The sequence below is a fragment of the Moritella sp. PE36 genome (genome assembly GCF_000170855.1).
Lineage (GTDB): Bacteria > Pseudomonadota > Gammaproteobacteria > Enterobacterales > Moritellaceae > Moritella.
This window is the reverse complement of the sequence record NZ_ABCQ01000049.1, coordinates 1-15,666: the sequence shown is the minus strand read 5'-3', so window position 1 is coordinate 15,666 and position 15,666 is coordinate 1. Positions and strand designations below refer to the sequence as shown.

Sequence of the window (15,666 nt, the reverse complement as noted above, 5' to 3'; positions counted from 1 at the left end):
CATTATGGGTATCAACTCAAACAACACCTTAAGAAGTAAACAAAACGGTAACGTTCTCATTGTGTTCACAATAGCTTTGTTTGCTCTTATAGGCATGGCGTCGCTAGCTCTCGATGGCGGCCATTTATTACTAAACAAGGGAAAGTTGCAAAACTTAGTCGATTCAGCGGCTTTGCATGCCGCGACAGAGTTAGATGAAGGTGCAACTCATGAGCAAGCCAGGGCTGCAGTCGTCGCCTTGATCCAGTTAAACATAGCGCATAACGATCACCATGAGTTAGCCAGTGCAATCGATTTTTCAATTGTGAATAATGGTCTCGATCAAATGACAGCGCAGTTGAATGTAGAATTCTCGCAATTACCAGACCCGTTTATTCAAGATAATAATGAAAGCGCAAAGTACGTGAAAGTATCTTTATCACAGTTAGAGCTAGATAATTTTCTCGCTGATGTGTTCAGTTTTAATAAACAAGTTTCAGCGACAGCGCTGTCGGGTCCTAGCTCTGATATAAGTAATTGTTATCAAGACTTAGTTCCTATGGTCGTCTGTGCAGACACGGCGAACGCCGGAGTTAATGGTGCTAATGAGTATGGTTTAAAAGAATACAGCCTAAATTTGATGAAAATTGGGTCAAATTCAAACTCTCCAATCGGTCCCGGAAATTTTCAATTACTTCGTCTTGGTTCCAATACCGGGGCCGCAGATATCCGCGCAGCGATGGCCGGTGATACAGATCTTGGCACTGTCTGCTTCACGCCCGGAATAAGCAATCAATCAGTACCAACAGAACCGGGCAATACAGTTGGTCCGGTTGCGCAAGGACTGAATACCAGAATGGGTGAATGGCATGGTCCCGTTAATTCGACAGATCACCTAAGAGATACCAATATATGCGAAGGCGCTACGATCGAGCTTGATGCAAATGGTGACGCTCTTGAGGCCGGAGCTGCCGCGAAATCATATACATTTAATGACTACGATAGCGATGGAGCCCAATATCTCAGCGACGCTAACACTTCATGCGATGCCATTAACCCGATATCGGGCGGTGATATCATTGCCGAAATGAGTGCGGGGTCACAGGTTGCTAGCTCTGACCGCCGTATTTTACAGGTTGTTATCGCGGATTGTAGCGGTACAACTAATGGCGCGAACGATCTTGATTTCCTTGATATTGGTTGTTTTTTTATGACCCAAAAAGTGGGTAGTTCAGGACCAACGTCCTATGTCGTGGGTGAGTTCATTAATAGTGGAGGAAACTGTACTGATAGTGGAACGCCCTCTATAACTCCAGTGGACAATGATGGTCCATATAAAATTGTATTATTTCATGTACCAGGAAGCTCTGATTCTTAGGAGGCGTTATGTTACGAACCACAATCAAAAGAGGCGGTGCGAAAAATCGTAAAGAACAGGGTTTTGCCGCGATTGAACTTACGATGATCCTGCCTTTTCTCTTACTAATAATTTTTGCGACTGCCGAATTCGGTCGGTTATTGTATCAATATAATGCCCTTAATAAAACAGTACGAAACGCATCCCGCTATTTAGCAGGTAACGCCAAACTTGGCACTGGTGTATATGAAATAAGACCGGGCATAGCAACTAAAGTTACAACATATATAAAGTATGGTGGTCCAAACTCAGTAACGCCCCTACTACCAAACTTAACGTCGAGTACCATAGACTTAAGTTTATCCGGTGAATTTGTCACTATTAGTGTTTCTTATCCTTGGCAACCTATATTTTCTGACATGTTCACTACCTTTGGCTTAGGTAATGATATTGATATGAGTTTCCCACTAGTATCAACCTATACAATGAGGGCGTTCTAATGATTAACTACAATCACAGTAAACAACAAGGTGTATATGCTGTGGAGTTTGCTATAGCTGGTAGTTTATTTTTCTTACTTTTATTTGCCGTGTTAGAAATTGGAAGGTTATTTTTTACCTGGAATGTACTAACGGAAGTCACACGACGTGGCGCTAGATTGGCCACGGTTTGCTATTTTGATACCACCAACATTGTCGCTTTTGATGACATGATCTCGACTTCACTATTCAATGACCAACCCATCATTCCGAACCTTTCGGCAGCAAATTTACAAATTCAATACTTGATGGATGACGGGACTCAAGTACTAAGCTCTATTGATGCCAATTTTATTCATTTTGTCAAAGTAGATATCATCAATTATCAGCACCAATTATTAATTCCAGGATTATTTCTAACATTAGATTCACCTTCATTTTCAACTACATTACCAAGTGAGAGTTTAGGCGTGACGCCCAATACGACAACTTTATGTACACCAACATAATTATAATTTAAGACTAGTAACTATTTATTGGTAAGGAATCATAAATGAGCAACCAAAATTCAAATAATATAATTGGATTTAGTGAAAGTCACTCCGTCCCGATAGATCGAGATGCACAAGCATTGCCTTTTCCACTAAATTGTTTAGTCGTTTGCCCAAACTCGACACTGCGCCAGAATTTGTCCACGTATTTAGCTTCAGTTACAAATTTAAAAGTGAATTATTGCACCACATTGGAGAGTAACTTAAACAATCATAATTTGGTTATCTTCGTACTAGATAGTGATGACCATAAGACTATAAATGACATTAAAGAAATTGCGAAACATAATATTAATTTCATCCTAGTTGGAGACAACATTAGGAATGAGCTTATTCGAACAGCTGTGCAATTCAAAGTGAAAGACATTATTTCTGTAGAGGATATAGAGAAAGAATTGATCAACTCATTACTAACATCCGCTAATGAGTTAATGCAAGCGAGTAAAATAGCCCCACTATATACAATCATCAACGGTAAACCAGGCTCAGGAGCCAGTTTTATCACCAGTTGCTTAGGTGAGATTAGCGCCAATTTATCGAACCAAGAGATTGCTATTATAGACGCAGACCTAAATTACGGTTCGCTTGCTGACACGTTTAATTTTGATGCCAATTATTATTTAACTGATGCGCTAAATGAATTAGATAAATTAGATAATACAGCCATTAAATCAATGATGCTAAAAAGGGATAACCTGAGCCTGTTAGCCAGTAAACCGTACACTCAGCTCAACACCAACCCACAAATTTTGCGCTGTTTAGACCAACTAGTCTGGAAAGTTAAATTGAATCACGACCTTGTATTGGTTGACTTATCACGTGGTATCGAGCATTTCACCATCCCATTATTGAATTTATCATCTAAAATTCTGATTGTGATACAGCAAAACATACTGAGTCTTCGCGAAGCAAAAGTAATGATTCAGCAATTAACTCAGCACCTAGGGATAGATGTACATAAGTTACATGTCATCGTTAATCGATATTCGGCTAAAAATAGTAATATATCTCTCACCGACATAAAAAAAGTCCTAGGCATCGATAGCCTATATGTAGTTAGCAACAATTATCAACTTGCCAATGCGGGCATCGATTCAGGCTCACCATTATTAAAAGTAGCTGATCATAAAGTAATACAGGATGAGGTATCACATATTATCGGGGAGTTATTCTCAATTGAGATTCCTGTGAAAACAACCTTATTAACTAAAATATTTCGGAGACTATAATGGAATTTGTCAACCACCAAAAAAACGATCCGTTTAGTATGTTAACAGCTAGCGATATGGAGACCAAACAAGAAATATTTGGTCAATTGTTAACTCAACTTGATCTCTCGGTGTTAGAAACCTTACCCCCAGAGATCGCCAAAGAAAAAATTGCTAATTCTTGCTATCAATTTCTGAATAAACAAACCAGGCCAATTAGTCTCGATGTTAGGCAAGTTTTAATTAAATTAATCACAGATGAAATATTAGGACTCGGTCCGCTTGAGACCTTACTCGAAGATCCGACAATCGCGGATATTCTAGTCAACAGTTACGACCGAATATTTGTTGAGCGAAATGGTAAATTAGAACAAGTATCAGTTCAATTTTATGATGATAAACATTTATTGAATATCATCGACCGCATCGTATCCGGCGTAGGAAGAAGAATCGATGAGTCATCGCCAATGGTCGACGCCAGACTCAAAGATGGTAGCCGTATCAATGCAATCATCCCCCCACTTGCGCTTGATGGTCCTGCATTATCAATTCGTCGTTTTACTGTTGATAAGCTACAGGCACAGCAACTTATCGACTATGGTTCGATGACTCAACCGATGGCAGATCTGATTCAAGCGGCGGTATTAGGTAAATTAAATATTTTAATTTCTGGCGGTACCGGTAGTGGTAAAACGACACTATTGAATATTTTATCTGGATATATACCCGATAATGAGAGAATCATTACCATTGAAGATTCAGCTGAATTACAGCTACAACAACCACATACGGTTAGGTTAGAAACAAGACCGGCTAATATCGAAGGTAAAGGTGAAGTAACCCAACGTGAATTGGTAAAAAACTGTTTACGGATGCGTCCCGATCGAATTGTTATCGGTGAAGTACGCGGCAGTGAAGCGATAGACATGTTGGCTGCGATGAACACGGGTCACGAAGGCTCAATGACAACGCTGCATGCTAACACCCCACGTGATGGCTTAGGACGATTAGAAAATATGATATGCATGGCAGGGTTTGATATGCCAATTCATAACATCAGAACTCAAATATCATCGGCCATTGATGTGGTAGTGCAGTTACAACGGCAAGAAGATGGTAAGCGACGTATTACCAGCATCCAAGAGGTCACAGGAATGGAGGGTGACATGATCACTATGTCTGAAATTTTCACTTTCCGACGCGAAGGTAAAAATGAGGATGGCAGCATTAAGGGAAGATATGCCGCTACAGGAGTAGTCCCCACCTTTGCGCGTAAACTCAAAGATAAAGGTATTGACATTCCTCACAGTCTATTCACTGTGGATATGCTGTCCAACGGATTTTAAGTGGTGAATTTATGAGTTCTCAAGTCATGTTTTTACTCTTGGTATTTGCAGCTGTAGTACTGTTATTTCAAGGTTTTTTCATCTCAGTGTATAGCCCGCAGCGAGCTAATTCCAAACATATACGCAAACATTTAGCATCTTTAGCGGATGATGATGAAGCCCAAGCTGAGATTTTAATCAATAAAAAAGTGGAATCTCTGCCCCCTTTCTTGCAGTGGATAGAATCATTACCGTTTGTTTACAGTTACACCTACAAGATGGAACTTTCAGGTTCCAAAATGTTAGGTCATCAATATCTAATACTGACACTTGTCTTGTCGCTTATGGTCGCCATAACTTCGTGGTTTATCAGTCTAGATCTGGTTTTTACAGTATTTTGTGTCCTCATTATGTTTACCCTTATGCACTTAATATTGAACCGAAATATAAATAAGCGCATGGAAAGGATTGAGCAACAATTCCCAGAAGCATTAGACATACTTAAACGCGGACTGCAAGCGGGTTATGCTTTTAGTGATTCAATTAAACTTGTTTATGAAGAGCTTGAGGGTGAATTATCTGATGAGTTTAAGCTTATGTTTAATCGCATTAATTTCGGTAACGATGTTCACACTGCCCTGCTAAGCTTTGTTAAGCGCGTACCGAGCACGTCCGCTATGGCCTTTTGCAGTTCAGTGTCTATCCATAAAGAGACCGGGGGTAATCTTGCAGAAAACATAGACAACTTATCAAGAATAATTAGACAAAGGTTTACCTTCAAACGCCGTGTAAAAACATTATCAGCCGAAGGACGGCTGTCAGGTTGGGTGCTTGTCTTAACACCTTTCGTTTTGTTTGCAGTACTTTATATTTCATCCCCAGATTACGCAAGCATCCTAATTAATACTCCTGAGGGTTTAAATTTACTAAAATGGGGCGGCATCGGCATGCTGCTTGGTATATGGTGGATAAGTAAATTAATTAAGATTGAGGTATAATCATGAATCAAATTATACAGCTTTTTGAAACAACGTTTGCCGACCCAGAAATGATGAAATGGGCGATTTATCTCATCGCAGGTATCGCAGGCATAACCCTAGCGGTAGCTCTTTCATCATTAGCATCAGGGCTTTATTCTCCAGTTAAAAAACAATTAAACAAACTATCTAAAGAGTCGACATCACACGACGATTTAGCTAAAGAATATGAATCTTCACTAGAACATACGATTGATAAATTAAACCATGTCCCTTTTATAAACAAACGTTACCAAGGTGACTCATCAACTAAAAAATTGCTGATTCACGCAGGTTTTCACTCTCAAGACGCATTAAAAATATTCAATTCTATTAAGTTATTATTACTCTTAATCAGCGGCGCGCTAGTCACACTATTAATCAATCAAATTTCAAGTTATTCAACAACCAAGACTGTCTATATAATTTTATTTGTACTGGGTGCAGCTTATCTTTTACCGGGTATCATATTAAAAAAAATCGCCAAACGCAGAATGGCAGATTTAAAACGGTATTTTCCAGATGCACTTGACTTACTTATCGTATGCTGTGAGTCAGGGTTGGGGTTACTTGAATCATTTCAACGTGTTGCAAAGGAATTGCAACTTGCCCATCCTTATCTCTCTTATGAACTTAACCTCGTCTGCAGTAAAGTTAGATATGGCTTAACGTTACAACAAGCACTGAAAGAGTTTAGCGACAGGACAGGACTAGAAGATATTCGCGGTCTGAATTCTGTCATTGTTCAAAGCTTAAGACTTGGTACCGGTGTAGCAGCAACAATTCGCATATATTCTGATGAATACCGTGAAAAAAGATTGCAGGCAGCAGAAGAGAACGCAGCTAAATTAGGCGTGAAAATGATTTTCCCTATGATGTGTTGTATTTGGCCTTCCTTCTTTATTGTCGCAATCGGACCTGCAGTACTAAAAGTGATGAGTGTTTGGGGAGATGCATTTTGATTATGAAATCAGATCGAATAAAAAATTGGTTATCTGCCATTATAGGACTTATTCTTTTAGCTGGTTGCACGACTACTACAACGGGTGGCAGCCAGCTCAACTTTTCAGACGCTCCGCCTGATTCAAGAGAAACCACGCTATCACAAGCTATTTCCGCTGAGCAAAATAGCCAATATGACAAAGCCATTGTGCTCTACGCCAAAGCATTGAAGTTACAACCTAGTGATGAAGACAAACCAATAATAAGCATGACCAATACAGCGTTATTTTATAAAATTGGTTTACTTGAAGTTAAACAGGACAATACAGAGCTGGCCAGAAAAGCATTTGGACAAGTACTTAAAGATGAACCGGCACATGTTTTAGCTCAAACACAGCTTGGTATTATTTATTTAGCTCAAAAAAACAAACAAGATGCGTTAGTACTATTAACAAAAGCGATAACCACAGATCAACAACGCCTTACTGAGCAAGCCAAGCCTGTAAAGGGCTATGTGAAGCTTGACGAGCAATCACCACTACAAGCTTACATGGGGCTAGCTATCATTCATGATCTTAAAGGCGCTCACAAACAAGCACGAGCATTGTTAAACTTAATATTACCGATAACGCCACAAGACCCAATTATATTCACTAATATTGGATATTCTCATTATTTGTCTGGAAATTACGTTGAAGCTGAAATAAATTTTAAGAAAGCCATCGACATCGATATCGGATTTTCTAGAGCTTGGGTAGATTTAGGTTTAGTTTATGTCCGTAAGGGCATGTACACAAGAGCATTGCAAACCTTGAAGCAGGTTATGCCAACAGAACATGCGTATAATGATATCGGTTACTTTCTAATATTAGAAGGTCGTTATCGTGAAGCAGAATATTTTCTTGAACGCGCAATAGAACTCTCGCCGAGTTATTTTGTAAAAGCCAATATCAACCTTGAAAACCTTAAACTTCATTTGAATAAGCATATCGATTTAGCTTATTCAGATGAGTAATTATCCTTAGTTTCGATTCCGTTAAGTTTTTGATATAAATATTTTATATATGATAGTTATAAATAATAGTTAAAAATCATTGCAATTTTATCCTAGGTTGCTATTGTGAACTCAACCACACTTATTAGTAACATTATACTAACTGGAAAAAACTTATGAATAACACTCTGAAAGTAAACGTGCATCACCATCATCATATTTGATTAGCTTTCAGGCTGTTGACTGGAGGTGTATGCACGCAAGCTTCCGGAACTCATTTAGAAAAACCCTCGGAAGATTTATCTTTCGGGGGTTTTTTCGTTTATAGACAATTATTTTTACTAGGTTAAAGGATGACAATGTTAGAAATTAAAAATGACCAACCAAGACTAAGAATCGCAATTCAAAAATCAGGCCGTCTTAGCACTGAATCTCAAAACCTACTTAAAGCAATGGGGCTTAAAATTAACATGCGCGAACAACGTCTGATCGCGCACTGTGAAAACATGCCAATTGATCTACTGCGTGTACGTGACGACGATATCCCCGGTTTAATCATGGATGGCGTTGTTGACCTAGGCTTCATTGGTGAAAACGAATTAGAAGAAAAAGAGTTAGAGCGTAAACGTCTTGGCGAACCAGCTGAATATAAAAGACTTAAGCGTATGACGTTTGGTAGCTGCCGTTTATCAATTGCAACAACTGAAGAATTTGACTACCAAGGCCCTCAATCACTTGAAGGTCTACGTATTGCAACGTCATACCCTGAATTGCTAAAACGTTATTTAGACGAACAAGGTATAAACTTTAAATCAGTGATGCTTAATGGTTCTGTTGAAGTTGCCCCTCGCGCTGGTATTGCTGATGCAATTTGTGATCTGGTATCAACAGGTGCAACACTTGAAGCGAATGGTCTTAAAGAAGTGCAAGATATCTTCCACTCAAAAGCCGTGTTAATCCAAGCAAAAGCGCCATTATCTGAAGATAAACAAGCGTTAGTTGATCGCCTGATGGTTCGCGCTCAAGGTGTAATGCAAGCGAAAGAAAGTAAATACATCATGCTACACGCACCAAAATCACAACTAGATGCTGTCATTGCGCTGCTTCCAGGTGCAGAACACCCAACGGTATTACCACTTGCATCAACTGACGATATGGTTGCGGTACACTTGGTTAGTACTGAGAAGCTATTCTGGGAAACAATGGAAGAACTTAAACAATTAGGCGCAAGTTCAATTTTAGTATTACCAATTGAGAAAATGCTCGGTTAGTAGCAAACATGCACAAGCAATGTTAAGGGAGGATCAAGCATGAAAACAGTAGTATGGGATCAACTTAGTCAGGCAGAACAATCCGCATTATTAATGCGCCCTGCCATATCAAACTCAGCAAAAATAGGTGACATTGTTACCGATATTATTGCTCAAGTGAGAAATGAAGGTGATAACGCTTTAAAAGCACTCACCGCAAAGTTTGATAAAGTTGAAACGGATTGTTTACGTGTGACGGCGGCTGAAATTGAAGCCGCAAGCCAACGCGTAGACAATGAAACCAAACAAGCGATCAAACAAGCACAACAACACATTCATCTTTTTCATGAAGCGCAAGTACAAGATACGATTCGTGTAGAAACGATGCCTGGTGTGGTGTGTGAAATGCACACGGTTGCGCTTGATGCTGTTGGTTTATATATCCCCGGCGGCACAGCCCCACTACCATCAACTGTACTCATGCTTGCGACACCGGCTAACATTGCAAACTGTGAACGTATTGTATTAACAACACCACCGCCGATAGCCGATGTAATTTTGTTTGCCGCTCAATTATGTGGTGTAACCGAAATTTATACGCTGGGCGGCGCACAAGCAATCGCAGCCCTCGCTTATGGCTCTGAATCGATCAACAAAGTAGATAAAATATTCGGCCCTGGTAATGCCTTTGTAACAGAAGCTAAACGCCAAGTAAGCATGGATATTAAAGGTGCTGCGATTGATATGCCCGCTGGTCCATCCGAAGTATTGGTGATTGCCGATGCTGACGCTGACGCTGGTTTTATTGCCGCCGATTTACTTTCGCAAGCTGAACACGGTCCCGATTCGCAATCAATACTGGTTGTATCATCGGCCAAACTAGCGGCAGAAGTGTCTCAAGAAGTTGAACTACAATTAGCGTGTCTATCACGACAGGACATAGCGGTACAGTCTATTGCATCAAGTTTAATCATTGTGACCGATGATATAGACACATCGATTGCAATTAGTAACCTCTATGCTCCAGAGCATTTAATTGTTCAGACTGAGAATGCACGTGGTTTGTTGCCGAAATTAAAACATGCAGGTTCAATTTTCTTAGGTGCTTGGTCTCCAGAATCTGTCGGTGATTATGCAAGTGGCACTAACCATGTATTACCAACCTATGGTTACACTAAAACCTATTCAAGCTTAGGGCTTGCTGATTTTACCAAACGCTTTACTGTTCAGGAGTTAACCCAAGATGGTCTCAAGAGCTTGGCGAAGACGGTCACTTGTCTGGCTGATGCAGAAGGACTCGACGCACACAAACGTGCCGTCACAATCAGAATCGATCGTTTGGAGGCAATGCTATGAGCAACAAGTTAACAACACTCGCAAGAAAGAGCGTACAAGAACTAACGCCATATCAATCAGCGCGTAGAATCGGTGGTACAGGTGACATTTGGTTAAATGCCAATGAAGCTCCTGATTCAGGGCACTATTCATTAGACTGCAGTCGCTTAAACCGCTATCCAGAGTTTCAACCTGCATCTGTGATCAATGGTTATGCCGATTATGCCGGTGTAAAACCAGCACAAATTATCACCACTCGTGGTGCTGATGAAGCGATTGAACTGCTGATACGTACTTTCTGTGAGCCGGGTGAAGATAGTATTCTCATTAACCCACCGACTTATGGTATGTATGAAATCAGTGCTGAAACCTGTGGTGTTAGTATCATAAAGCAAGATCTAGATGCGAACTTCGATCCTGATTATGATGCGATCAAAGCACAGTTAGACACAGTGAACATTGTATTTTTATGCGCGCCGAATAATCCAACCGGTAATCTACTCAATACTGATAAATTAACGGATTTATTGATCGCAGCGAAAGATAAAGCCCTTATCGTATGTGATGAAGCTTATATCGAATTTTGCCCCGAAGCATCACAAGTACAGCTATTACAAGATTTTGATAACCTGGTCATTTTAAGAACGCTATCAAAAGCATTTGCGTTAGCATCATTGCGCTGTGGTTTTGCATTAGCCAGTGAAACAGTTATTGGTTTACTGTCTAAAGTGATTGCACCTTATCCTGTACCAGAGCCGGTTGCACAAATTGCCAGTCAAGCGTTAACAGAATCCGGTATCGCTGTGATGCAAGCGCGGGTAGAACAACTTAACGGTATGCGCAGTGCATTTATCGACGAGTTAAATCAATTACAGGGCATCAACAAAGTATTCCCTGCAACGGGAAATTATGTATTAGTACAATTTAACGCAGACCAAAAAGTGTTTAGCTTATTAGGCGAACAAGGTATTGTATTAAGAGATTTTAATTCCAAAGTAAGATTAGAAAACTGTATTCGAATCACCTTAGGCAGCGCGGCTGAAATGAACACTACATTAGCCGCTTTAAAGTCCGTACTCTCTTAAATAAAGAGTCTTAAAAAATAAACGAGCAGGAGCCCGATGTGAGCAAGGAAAAATTCTTATTTATTGATCGTGATGGTACATTAATTGATGAGCCAATTAGCGATAAACAAGTCGACAGTTTAGAAAAGCTAAAGTTTGAACCATTCGTGATCCCAGCGTTACTCAAATTACAAAATGCGGGTTACACACTGGTCATTGTTTCTAATCAAGATGGGCTTGGGACTGATAGCTACCCACAAAGTGATTTTGATATCCCCCAAAATGCCATGATGGCGTTGTTCGCTTCACAAGGCGTTAAATTCGAGTCCGTATTACTCTGCCCACACTTTACCGAAGACAACTGCAACTGCCGTAAACCGCATTTAGGCATGGTAAAAGAATACTTGCAGTCTGGTCGAATCGATTTTGCTAACTCGTATGTGATTGGTGATCGTATCACTGATATCCAACTTGCCGAAAACATGGGCATTGAAGGGATCTTCTATAATAGAGATAACTTAAATTGGCCGATGATTGAACAGCAAATACTGAATAAAGGTAACCGTGTTGCGAGTGTCACCCGCACCACGAAAGAAACGAATATCCAAGTTGATGTCGACCTCGACAGCCAAGGTGGTAACGTTATTGATACCGGTATGGGATTCTTTGATCATATGTTAGATCAAATTGCGACACATGGCGGTTTTCAACTAAAACTGAGTGTCACTGGCGATCTACACATTGATGATCACCATACAGTTGAAGATACAGCACTGGCGTTAGGTAATGCGATCAAGCAAGCATTAGGCGACAAACGTGGAATTGGCCGTTTCGGTTTTGTATTGCCGATGGACGAATGTGAAGCATCTTGTTCTCTCGATCTATCTGGCCGCGCTTACCTGAAATTTAATGCCGACTTCCCTCGCGATCATATTGGTGAGTTTGCAACCGAGATGGTGCCACATTTTTTCCACTCTTTAAGTGATGGCATGGCGGCGACGCTGCACCTTAAAGTTGAAGGTAAAAATACCCACCACCTTGTTGAGAGTTTATTTAAGGTATTTGGCCGGACACTGCGCCAATGCATTAAAGTCGAAGGCGATGTACTACCAAGCTCGAAAGGAGTGCTTTAATGGATCAAGCAAGTGGCAATGATAAATTAAATAGCAAGGTTGTCATTATTGATACCGGTTGTGCCAACCTGTCATCGGTAAGATTTGCTGTTGAACGCCTTGGTTATACGGTAACGGTAAGTCGCGAAGCCGATGTATTACGTAACGCGGATAAATTATTCTTACCCGGTGTTGGTACTGCGCAAGAAGCCATGAAAAACTTAGCTGAACGTGAACTGATTGAATTAGTCAAAAGCCTCACTCAGCCGGTATTGGGGATTTGTCTCGGCATGCAGTTGCTGGCTGAATTCTCGGCTGAAGGTGATGTGGCAACACTTGGCTTAATTAGTGGCAGTATTGAACCTATGCCAAGTGAGGGTGTTCGACTGCCTCATATGGGCTGGAACCAAATCGAACCACAACCAGAACATCCATTATTCAAGGATATTCCGAGTGGCAGTTATTTCTATTTTGTACACAGTTATGCGCTGGCTGTTGGCAGCGACACGATTGCAACCTGTACCCACGGCGCACCGTTTACTGCGGCTGTGAATCGAGATAATTTTTACGGTGTACAATTCCACCCAGAGCGTTCAAGTAAAGCGGGTGCACAATTAATCAAGAATTTCCTGGAGATGTAATATGTTAGCAAAACGCATAATACCGTGTTTAGATGTTAAAGATGGTAAGGTCGTCAAAGGGGTTAAATTCCGTAATCATGAATTGATAGGTGACATCGTTCCACTTGCTAAACGTTACGCTGAAGAAGGCGCTGATGAATTAGTATTTTATGATATTACCGCCAGTGCTGATGATCGTGTCGTTGATAAAAGCTGGGTAAGCCGTGTTGCAGAAGTGATTGATATTCCTTTCTGTGTTGCGGGTGGTATTAAGAGTGAAGAAGATGCAGCGCGTATCCTAGAGTTTGGTGCTGACAAAATATCCATCAACTCCCCTGCGCTGGCAGATCCGAGTTTAATTAACCGTCTTGCCGCTAAATTTGGTGTGCAATGTATTGTCATTGGAATCGATAGTTATTTCGATGAAAATACCCAAGAGTATAAAGTTTACCAGTTCACCGGTGATGAAACACGCACCCAAGTAACCAAGTGGACAACCTTTGAATGGATCAAAGAAGTTCAAAAACGCGGTGCAGGTGAAATCGTACTTAACGTGATGAACCAAGACGGTGTTCGTGGCGGTTATGACACAGTGCAATTATCTAAAGCCCGTAAGATCTGTAAAATACCATTGATCGCGTCTGGCGGTGCCGGTGAAATGGTGCATTTCGATAGTGTATTTAAAGATGCAGACGTTGATGGCGCATTAGCCGCAAGTGTATTTCATAAGCAAATCATCAATATTGGTGAACTAAAAGAATATCTACGAGATCAAGATGTGGAGATCAGAACATGATAACAAACGAACAAATTAGCCAACTTGATTGGAAAAAAGTAGATGGTTTAATGCCTGCAATCATTCAAGACTCGGTATCAGGTGAAGTATTGATGCTGGGCTATATGAATGAAGAGGCTTTAACGACAACACGCGAATTAGGTAAGGTGACATTTTTTAGCCGTACTAAACAACGTCTATGGACAAAGGGTGAATCTTCAGAGAACTACTTGCTTGTGCAAGAGATCACCAAAGACTGTGATAACGACACATTACTTATCACCGCTAAACCTTGCGGTCCAACATGCCACCTCGGCACCGAAAGTTGTTTCGTAACAGAAAACAAACCCGCCCTTACTTTTATCGCCCAGCTAGATAAATTATTAGAACAACGTAAAACAGCGGACCCAGCAGAAAGCTACACAGCAAGTTTATTTGCACAAGGCACTAAACGCTGTGCACAAAAAGTCGGTGAAGAAGGTGTTGAAGTTGCACTGGCTGCTGTTGCAAAAGACCGAGATGAATTAGTGAATGAAAGTGCTGATTTACTGTATCACCTGCTCGTGCTACTGCAAAAAGAAGAAGTGCCACTAACAGAAGTGGTTCAGTGTTTAGAAAATCGCCATAAATAGGGGTTGACTGACACTAAGTAGGTATTAAACAGCTACTTATTAAATCTAAATCAGTTAAAACTCAGGTTTTTCCGAACCCTGAGTTTTAACTGTATATTTAAACAGTTGTTTTTCTGTTGCCGTAAAAACCGAACAAAACAACGTTATTTTCAATTAACGCTTAAATTTGGCCAGACAATATTTCTCTTTAAATTTCGGTGTTACATCTTTGAATACCATATCAATTGCCGCGAGATCTTTCTCAATATTACCCGTCACCTTGATCACATCACCGATGGTTACTCGCTTATTCTTATAATCGAGTTGATATAAAATGATCGGCACATTTGCTTCTAATGCTATGTAATAAAAACCTGAACGCCAAAAATCTTGATATTTTCGCGTACCCTCAGGTGACATCGCATAGAGAAACCGTTCTTGACTGTTAAAAATATTAACAACACTCTGCACCATATTGGTCGACTTTGAACGTTCAATCGGCACTCCACCTAAAAAGGTCAATACATTTTTAAATGGCCAACTGAACATTTCAGATTTACCAGCCCACTGCACATTCACCTTATTGGCAAATCGAGCACTCATTAATAATGGAAAATCCCAATTTGAAGTATGCGGCGCATAGGCAATTACCGCTTTTTTATACTCATGTGGGATCGGCTCGCAATACCAACCTGTTAAATCAAGAATTTTATTCGCGATCCCGCTAAAAAATTCATTCTGAGAACTATCCTTACTTATATCTTTACCATTTGTGTCGTTATTATTTATGCTTGATATTGCAGTTTCATTCTTAATTGTCATTATTTTATCCACTATGTACTATTTATAAACAGACAATTGATACACATAAATTCAGGTTAATATCTGATCACCTATATAGATATTAACCTTATGTAAATTAACTTAATTTAAAATGCTTTATTGTTTCTTGTATTCAATAGATAAGTTAATCTAAATCACAATCGCCTAAGAATAACTACAGGGTGTCATTAAACCCTGTTTATAACAAGTCTTTGATAAATCAATC

General features: G+C 40.1%; 16 protein-coding genes and 1 other annotated feature. Of the genes, 15 read left to right on the top strand and 1 reads right to left on the bottom strand.

Annotation, left to right across the window (positions count from 1 at the left end):
• The first annotated feature begins 4 nt into the window (after positions 1 to 4).
• From PE36_RS19080 to hisIE, 15 genes are all read left to right on the top strand, one after another.
• Positions 5 to 1,357 (top strand): Tad domain-containing protein, encoded by a 1,353-nt coding sequence (locus PE36_RS19080; RefSeq protein WP_006033712.1) that lies wholly within the window; start codon positions 5 to 7, stop codon positions 1,355 to 1,357.
• A gap of 8 nt (positions 1,358 to 1,365) precedes the next feature.
• A complete protein-coding gene (locus PE36_RS19075; RefSeq protein WP_006033711.1) occupies positions 1,366 to 1,836 on the top strand; it encodes a TadE/TadG family type IV pilus assembly protein in 471 nt (156 codons plus the stop codon).
• Positions 1,836 to 2,324, top strand: coding sequence for a TadE/TadG family type IV pilus assembly protein (locus tag PE36_RS19070; protein ID WP_006033710.1), 489 nt, complete (start codon positions 1,836 to 1,838; stop codon positions 2,322 to 2,324). Before PE36_RS19075 ends, PE36_RS19070 begins: the two co-directional genes overlap by 1 nt.
• A gap of 44 nt (positions 2,325 to 2,368) precedes the next feature.
• Positions 2,369 to 3,595, top strand: a complete 1,227-nt coding sequence (locus PE36_RS19065) for a hypothetical protein (protein ID WP_083798028.1) — start codon at positions 2,369 to 2,371, stop codon at positions 3,593 to 3,595.
• Positions 3,595 to 4,920 (top strand): CpaF family protein, encoded by a 1,326-nt coding sequence (locus PE36_RS19060; protein WP_006033708.1) that lies wholly within the window; start codon positions 3,595 to 3,597, stop codon positions 4,918 to 4,920. Before PE36_RS19065 ends, PE36_RS19060 begins: the two co-directional genes overlap by 1 nt.
• An 11-nt stretch (positions 4,921 to 4,931) precedes the next feature.
• Positions 4,932 to 5,897: a type II secretion system F family protein gene (locus PE36_RS19055; protein ID WP_006033707.1), complete on the top strand. Its 966-nt coding sequence runs from the start codon at positions 4,932 to 4,934 to the stop codon at positions 5,895 to 5,897.
• A 2-nt stretch (positions 5,898 to 5,899) separates the two neighbouring features.
• A complete protein-coding gene (locus tag PE36_RS19050) occupies positions 5,900 to 6,877 on the top strand; it encodes a type II secretion system F family protein (protein ID WP_006033706.1) in 978 nt (325 codons plus the stop codon).
• Between the two features lie 2 nt (positions 6,878 to 6,879).
• Entirely contained in the window at positions 6,880 to 7,872 is a 993-nt protein-coding gene (locus tag PE36_RS19045; protein WP_006033705.1) for a lipopolysaccharide assembly protein LapB, read from the top strand.
• Positions 7,873 to 8,053: 181 nt separating this feature from the next.
• Positions 8,054 to 8,173, top strand: a sequence feature (His leader region).
• A 37-nt stretch (positions 8,174 to 8,210) separates the two neighbouring features.
• Positions 8,211 to 9,122, top strand: a complete 912-nt coding sequence (gene hisG, locus PE36_RS19040; protein WP_043994836.1) for an ATP phosphoribosyltransferase — start codon at positions 8,211 to 8,213, stop codon at positions 9,120 to 9,122.
• A gap of 39 nt (positions 9,123 to 9,161) precedes the next feature.
• Positions 9,162 to 10,457 carry a histidinol dehydrogenase gene (hisD, locus tag PE36_RS19035; RefSeq protein ID WP_006033703.1) on the top strand — a complete coding sequence of 432 codons (1,296 nt, stop codon included), beginning with the start codon at positions 9,162 to 9,164 and terminating at the stop codon, positions 10,455 to 10,457.
• Complete coding sequence (hisC, locus tag PE36_RS19030; RefSeq protein ID WP_006033702.1) at positions 10,454 to 11,521, top strand: histidinol-phosphate transaminase; 1,068 nt, start codon at positions 10,454 to 10,456, stop codon at positions 11,519 to 11,521. Before hisD ends, hisC begins: the two co-directional genes overlap by 4 nt.
• A gap of 38 nt (positions 11,522 to 11,559) precedes the next feature.
• The gene (hisB, locus tag PE36_RS19025) at positions 11,560 to 12,633 is read left to right on the top strand and encodes a bifunctional histidinol-phosphatase/imidazoleglycerol-phosphate dehydratase HisB (protein WP_006033701.1); all 1,074 of its coding nucleotides are present in this window, start codon (positions 11,560 to 11,562) and stop codon (positions 12,631 to 12,633) included.
• Positions 12,633 to 13,253: an imidazole glycerol phosphate synthase subunit HisH gene (hisH, locus tag PE36_RS19020; protein ID WP_006033700.1), complete on the top strand. Its 621-nt coding sequence runs from the start codon at positions 12,633 to 12,635 to the stop codon at positions 13,251 to 13,253. Before hisB ends, hisH begins: the two co-directional genes overlap by 1 nt.
• A 1-nt stretch (position 13,254) precedes the next feature.
• Complete coding sequence (gene hisF, locus PE36_RS19015) at positions 13,255 to 14,028, top strand: imidazole glycerol phosphate synthase subunit HisF (RefSeq protein WP_006033699.1); 774 nt, start codon at positions 13,255 to 13,257, stop codon at positions 14,026 to 14,028.
• The gene (gene hisIE, locus PE36_RS19010; protein ID WP_006033698.1) at positions 14,025 to 14,639 is read left to right on the top strand and encodes a bifunctional phosphoribosyl-AMP cyclohydrolase/phosphoribosyl-ATP diphosphatase HisIE; all 615 of its coding nucleotides are present in this window, start codon (positions 14,025 to 14,027) and stop codon (positions 14,637 to 14,639) included. Before hisF ends, hisIE begins: the two co-directional genes overlap by 4 nt.
• A 153-nt stretch (positions 14,640 to 14,792) precedes the next feature.
• Here hisIE and PE36_RS19005 read toward each other — a convergent pair whose 3' ends face one another.
• Complete coding sequence (locus PE36_RS19005; protein WP_006033697.1) at positions 14,793 to 15,440, bottom strand: lysophospholipid acyltransferase family protein; 648 nt, start codon at positions 15,438 to 15,440, stop codon at positions 14,793 to 14,795.
• Positions 15,441 to 15,666: the final 226 nt, after the last annotated feature.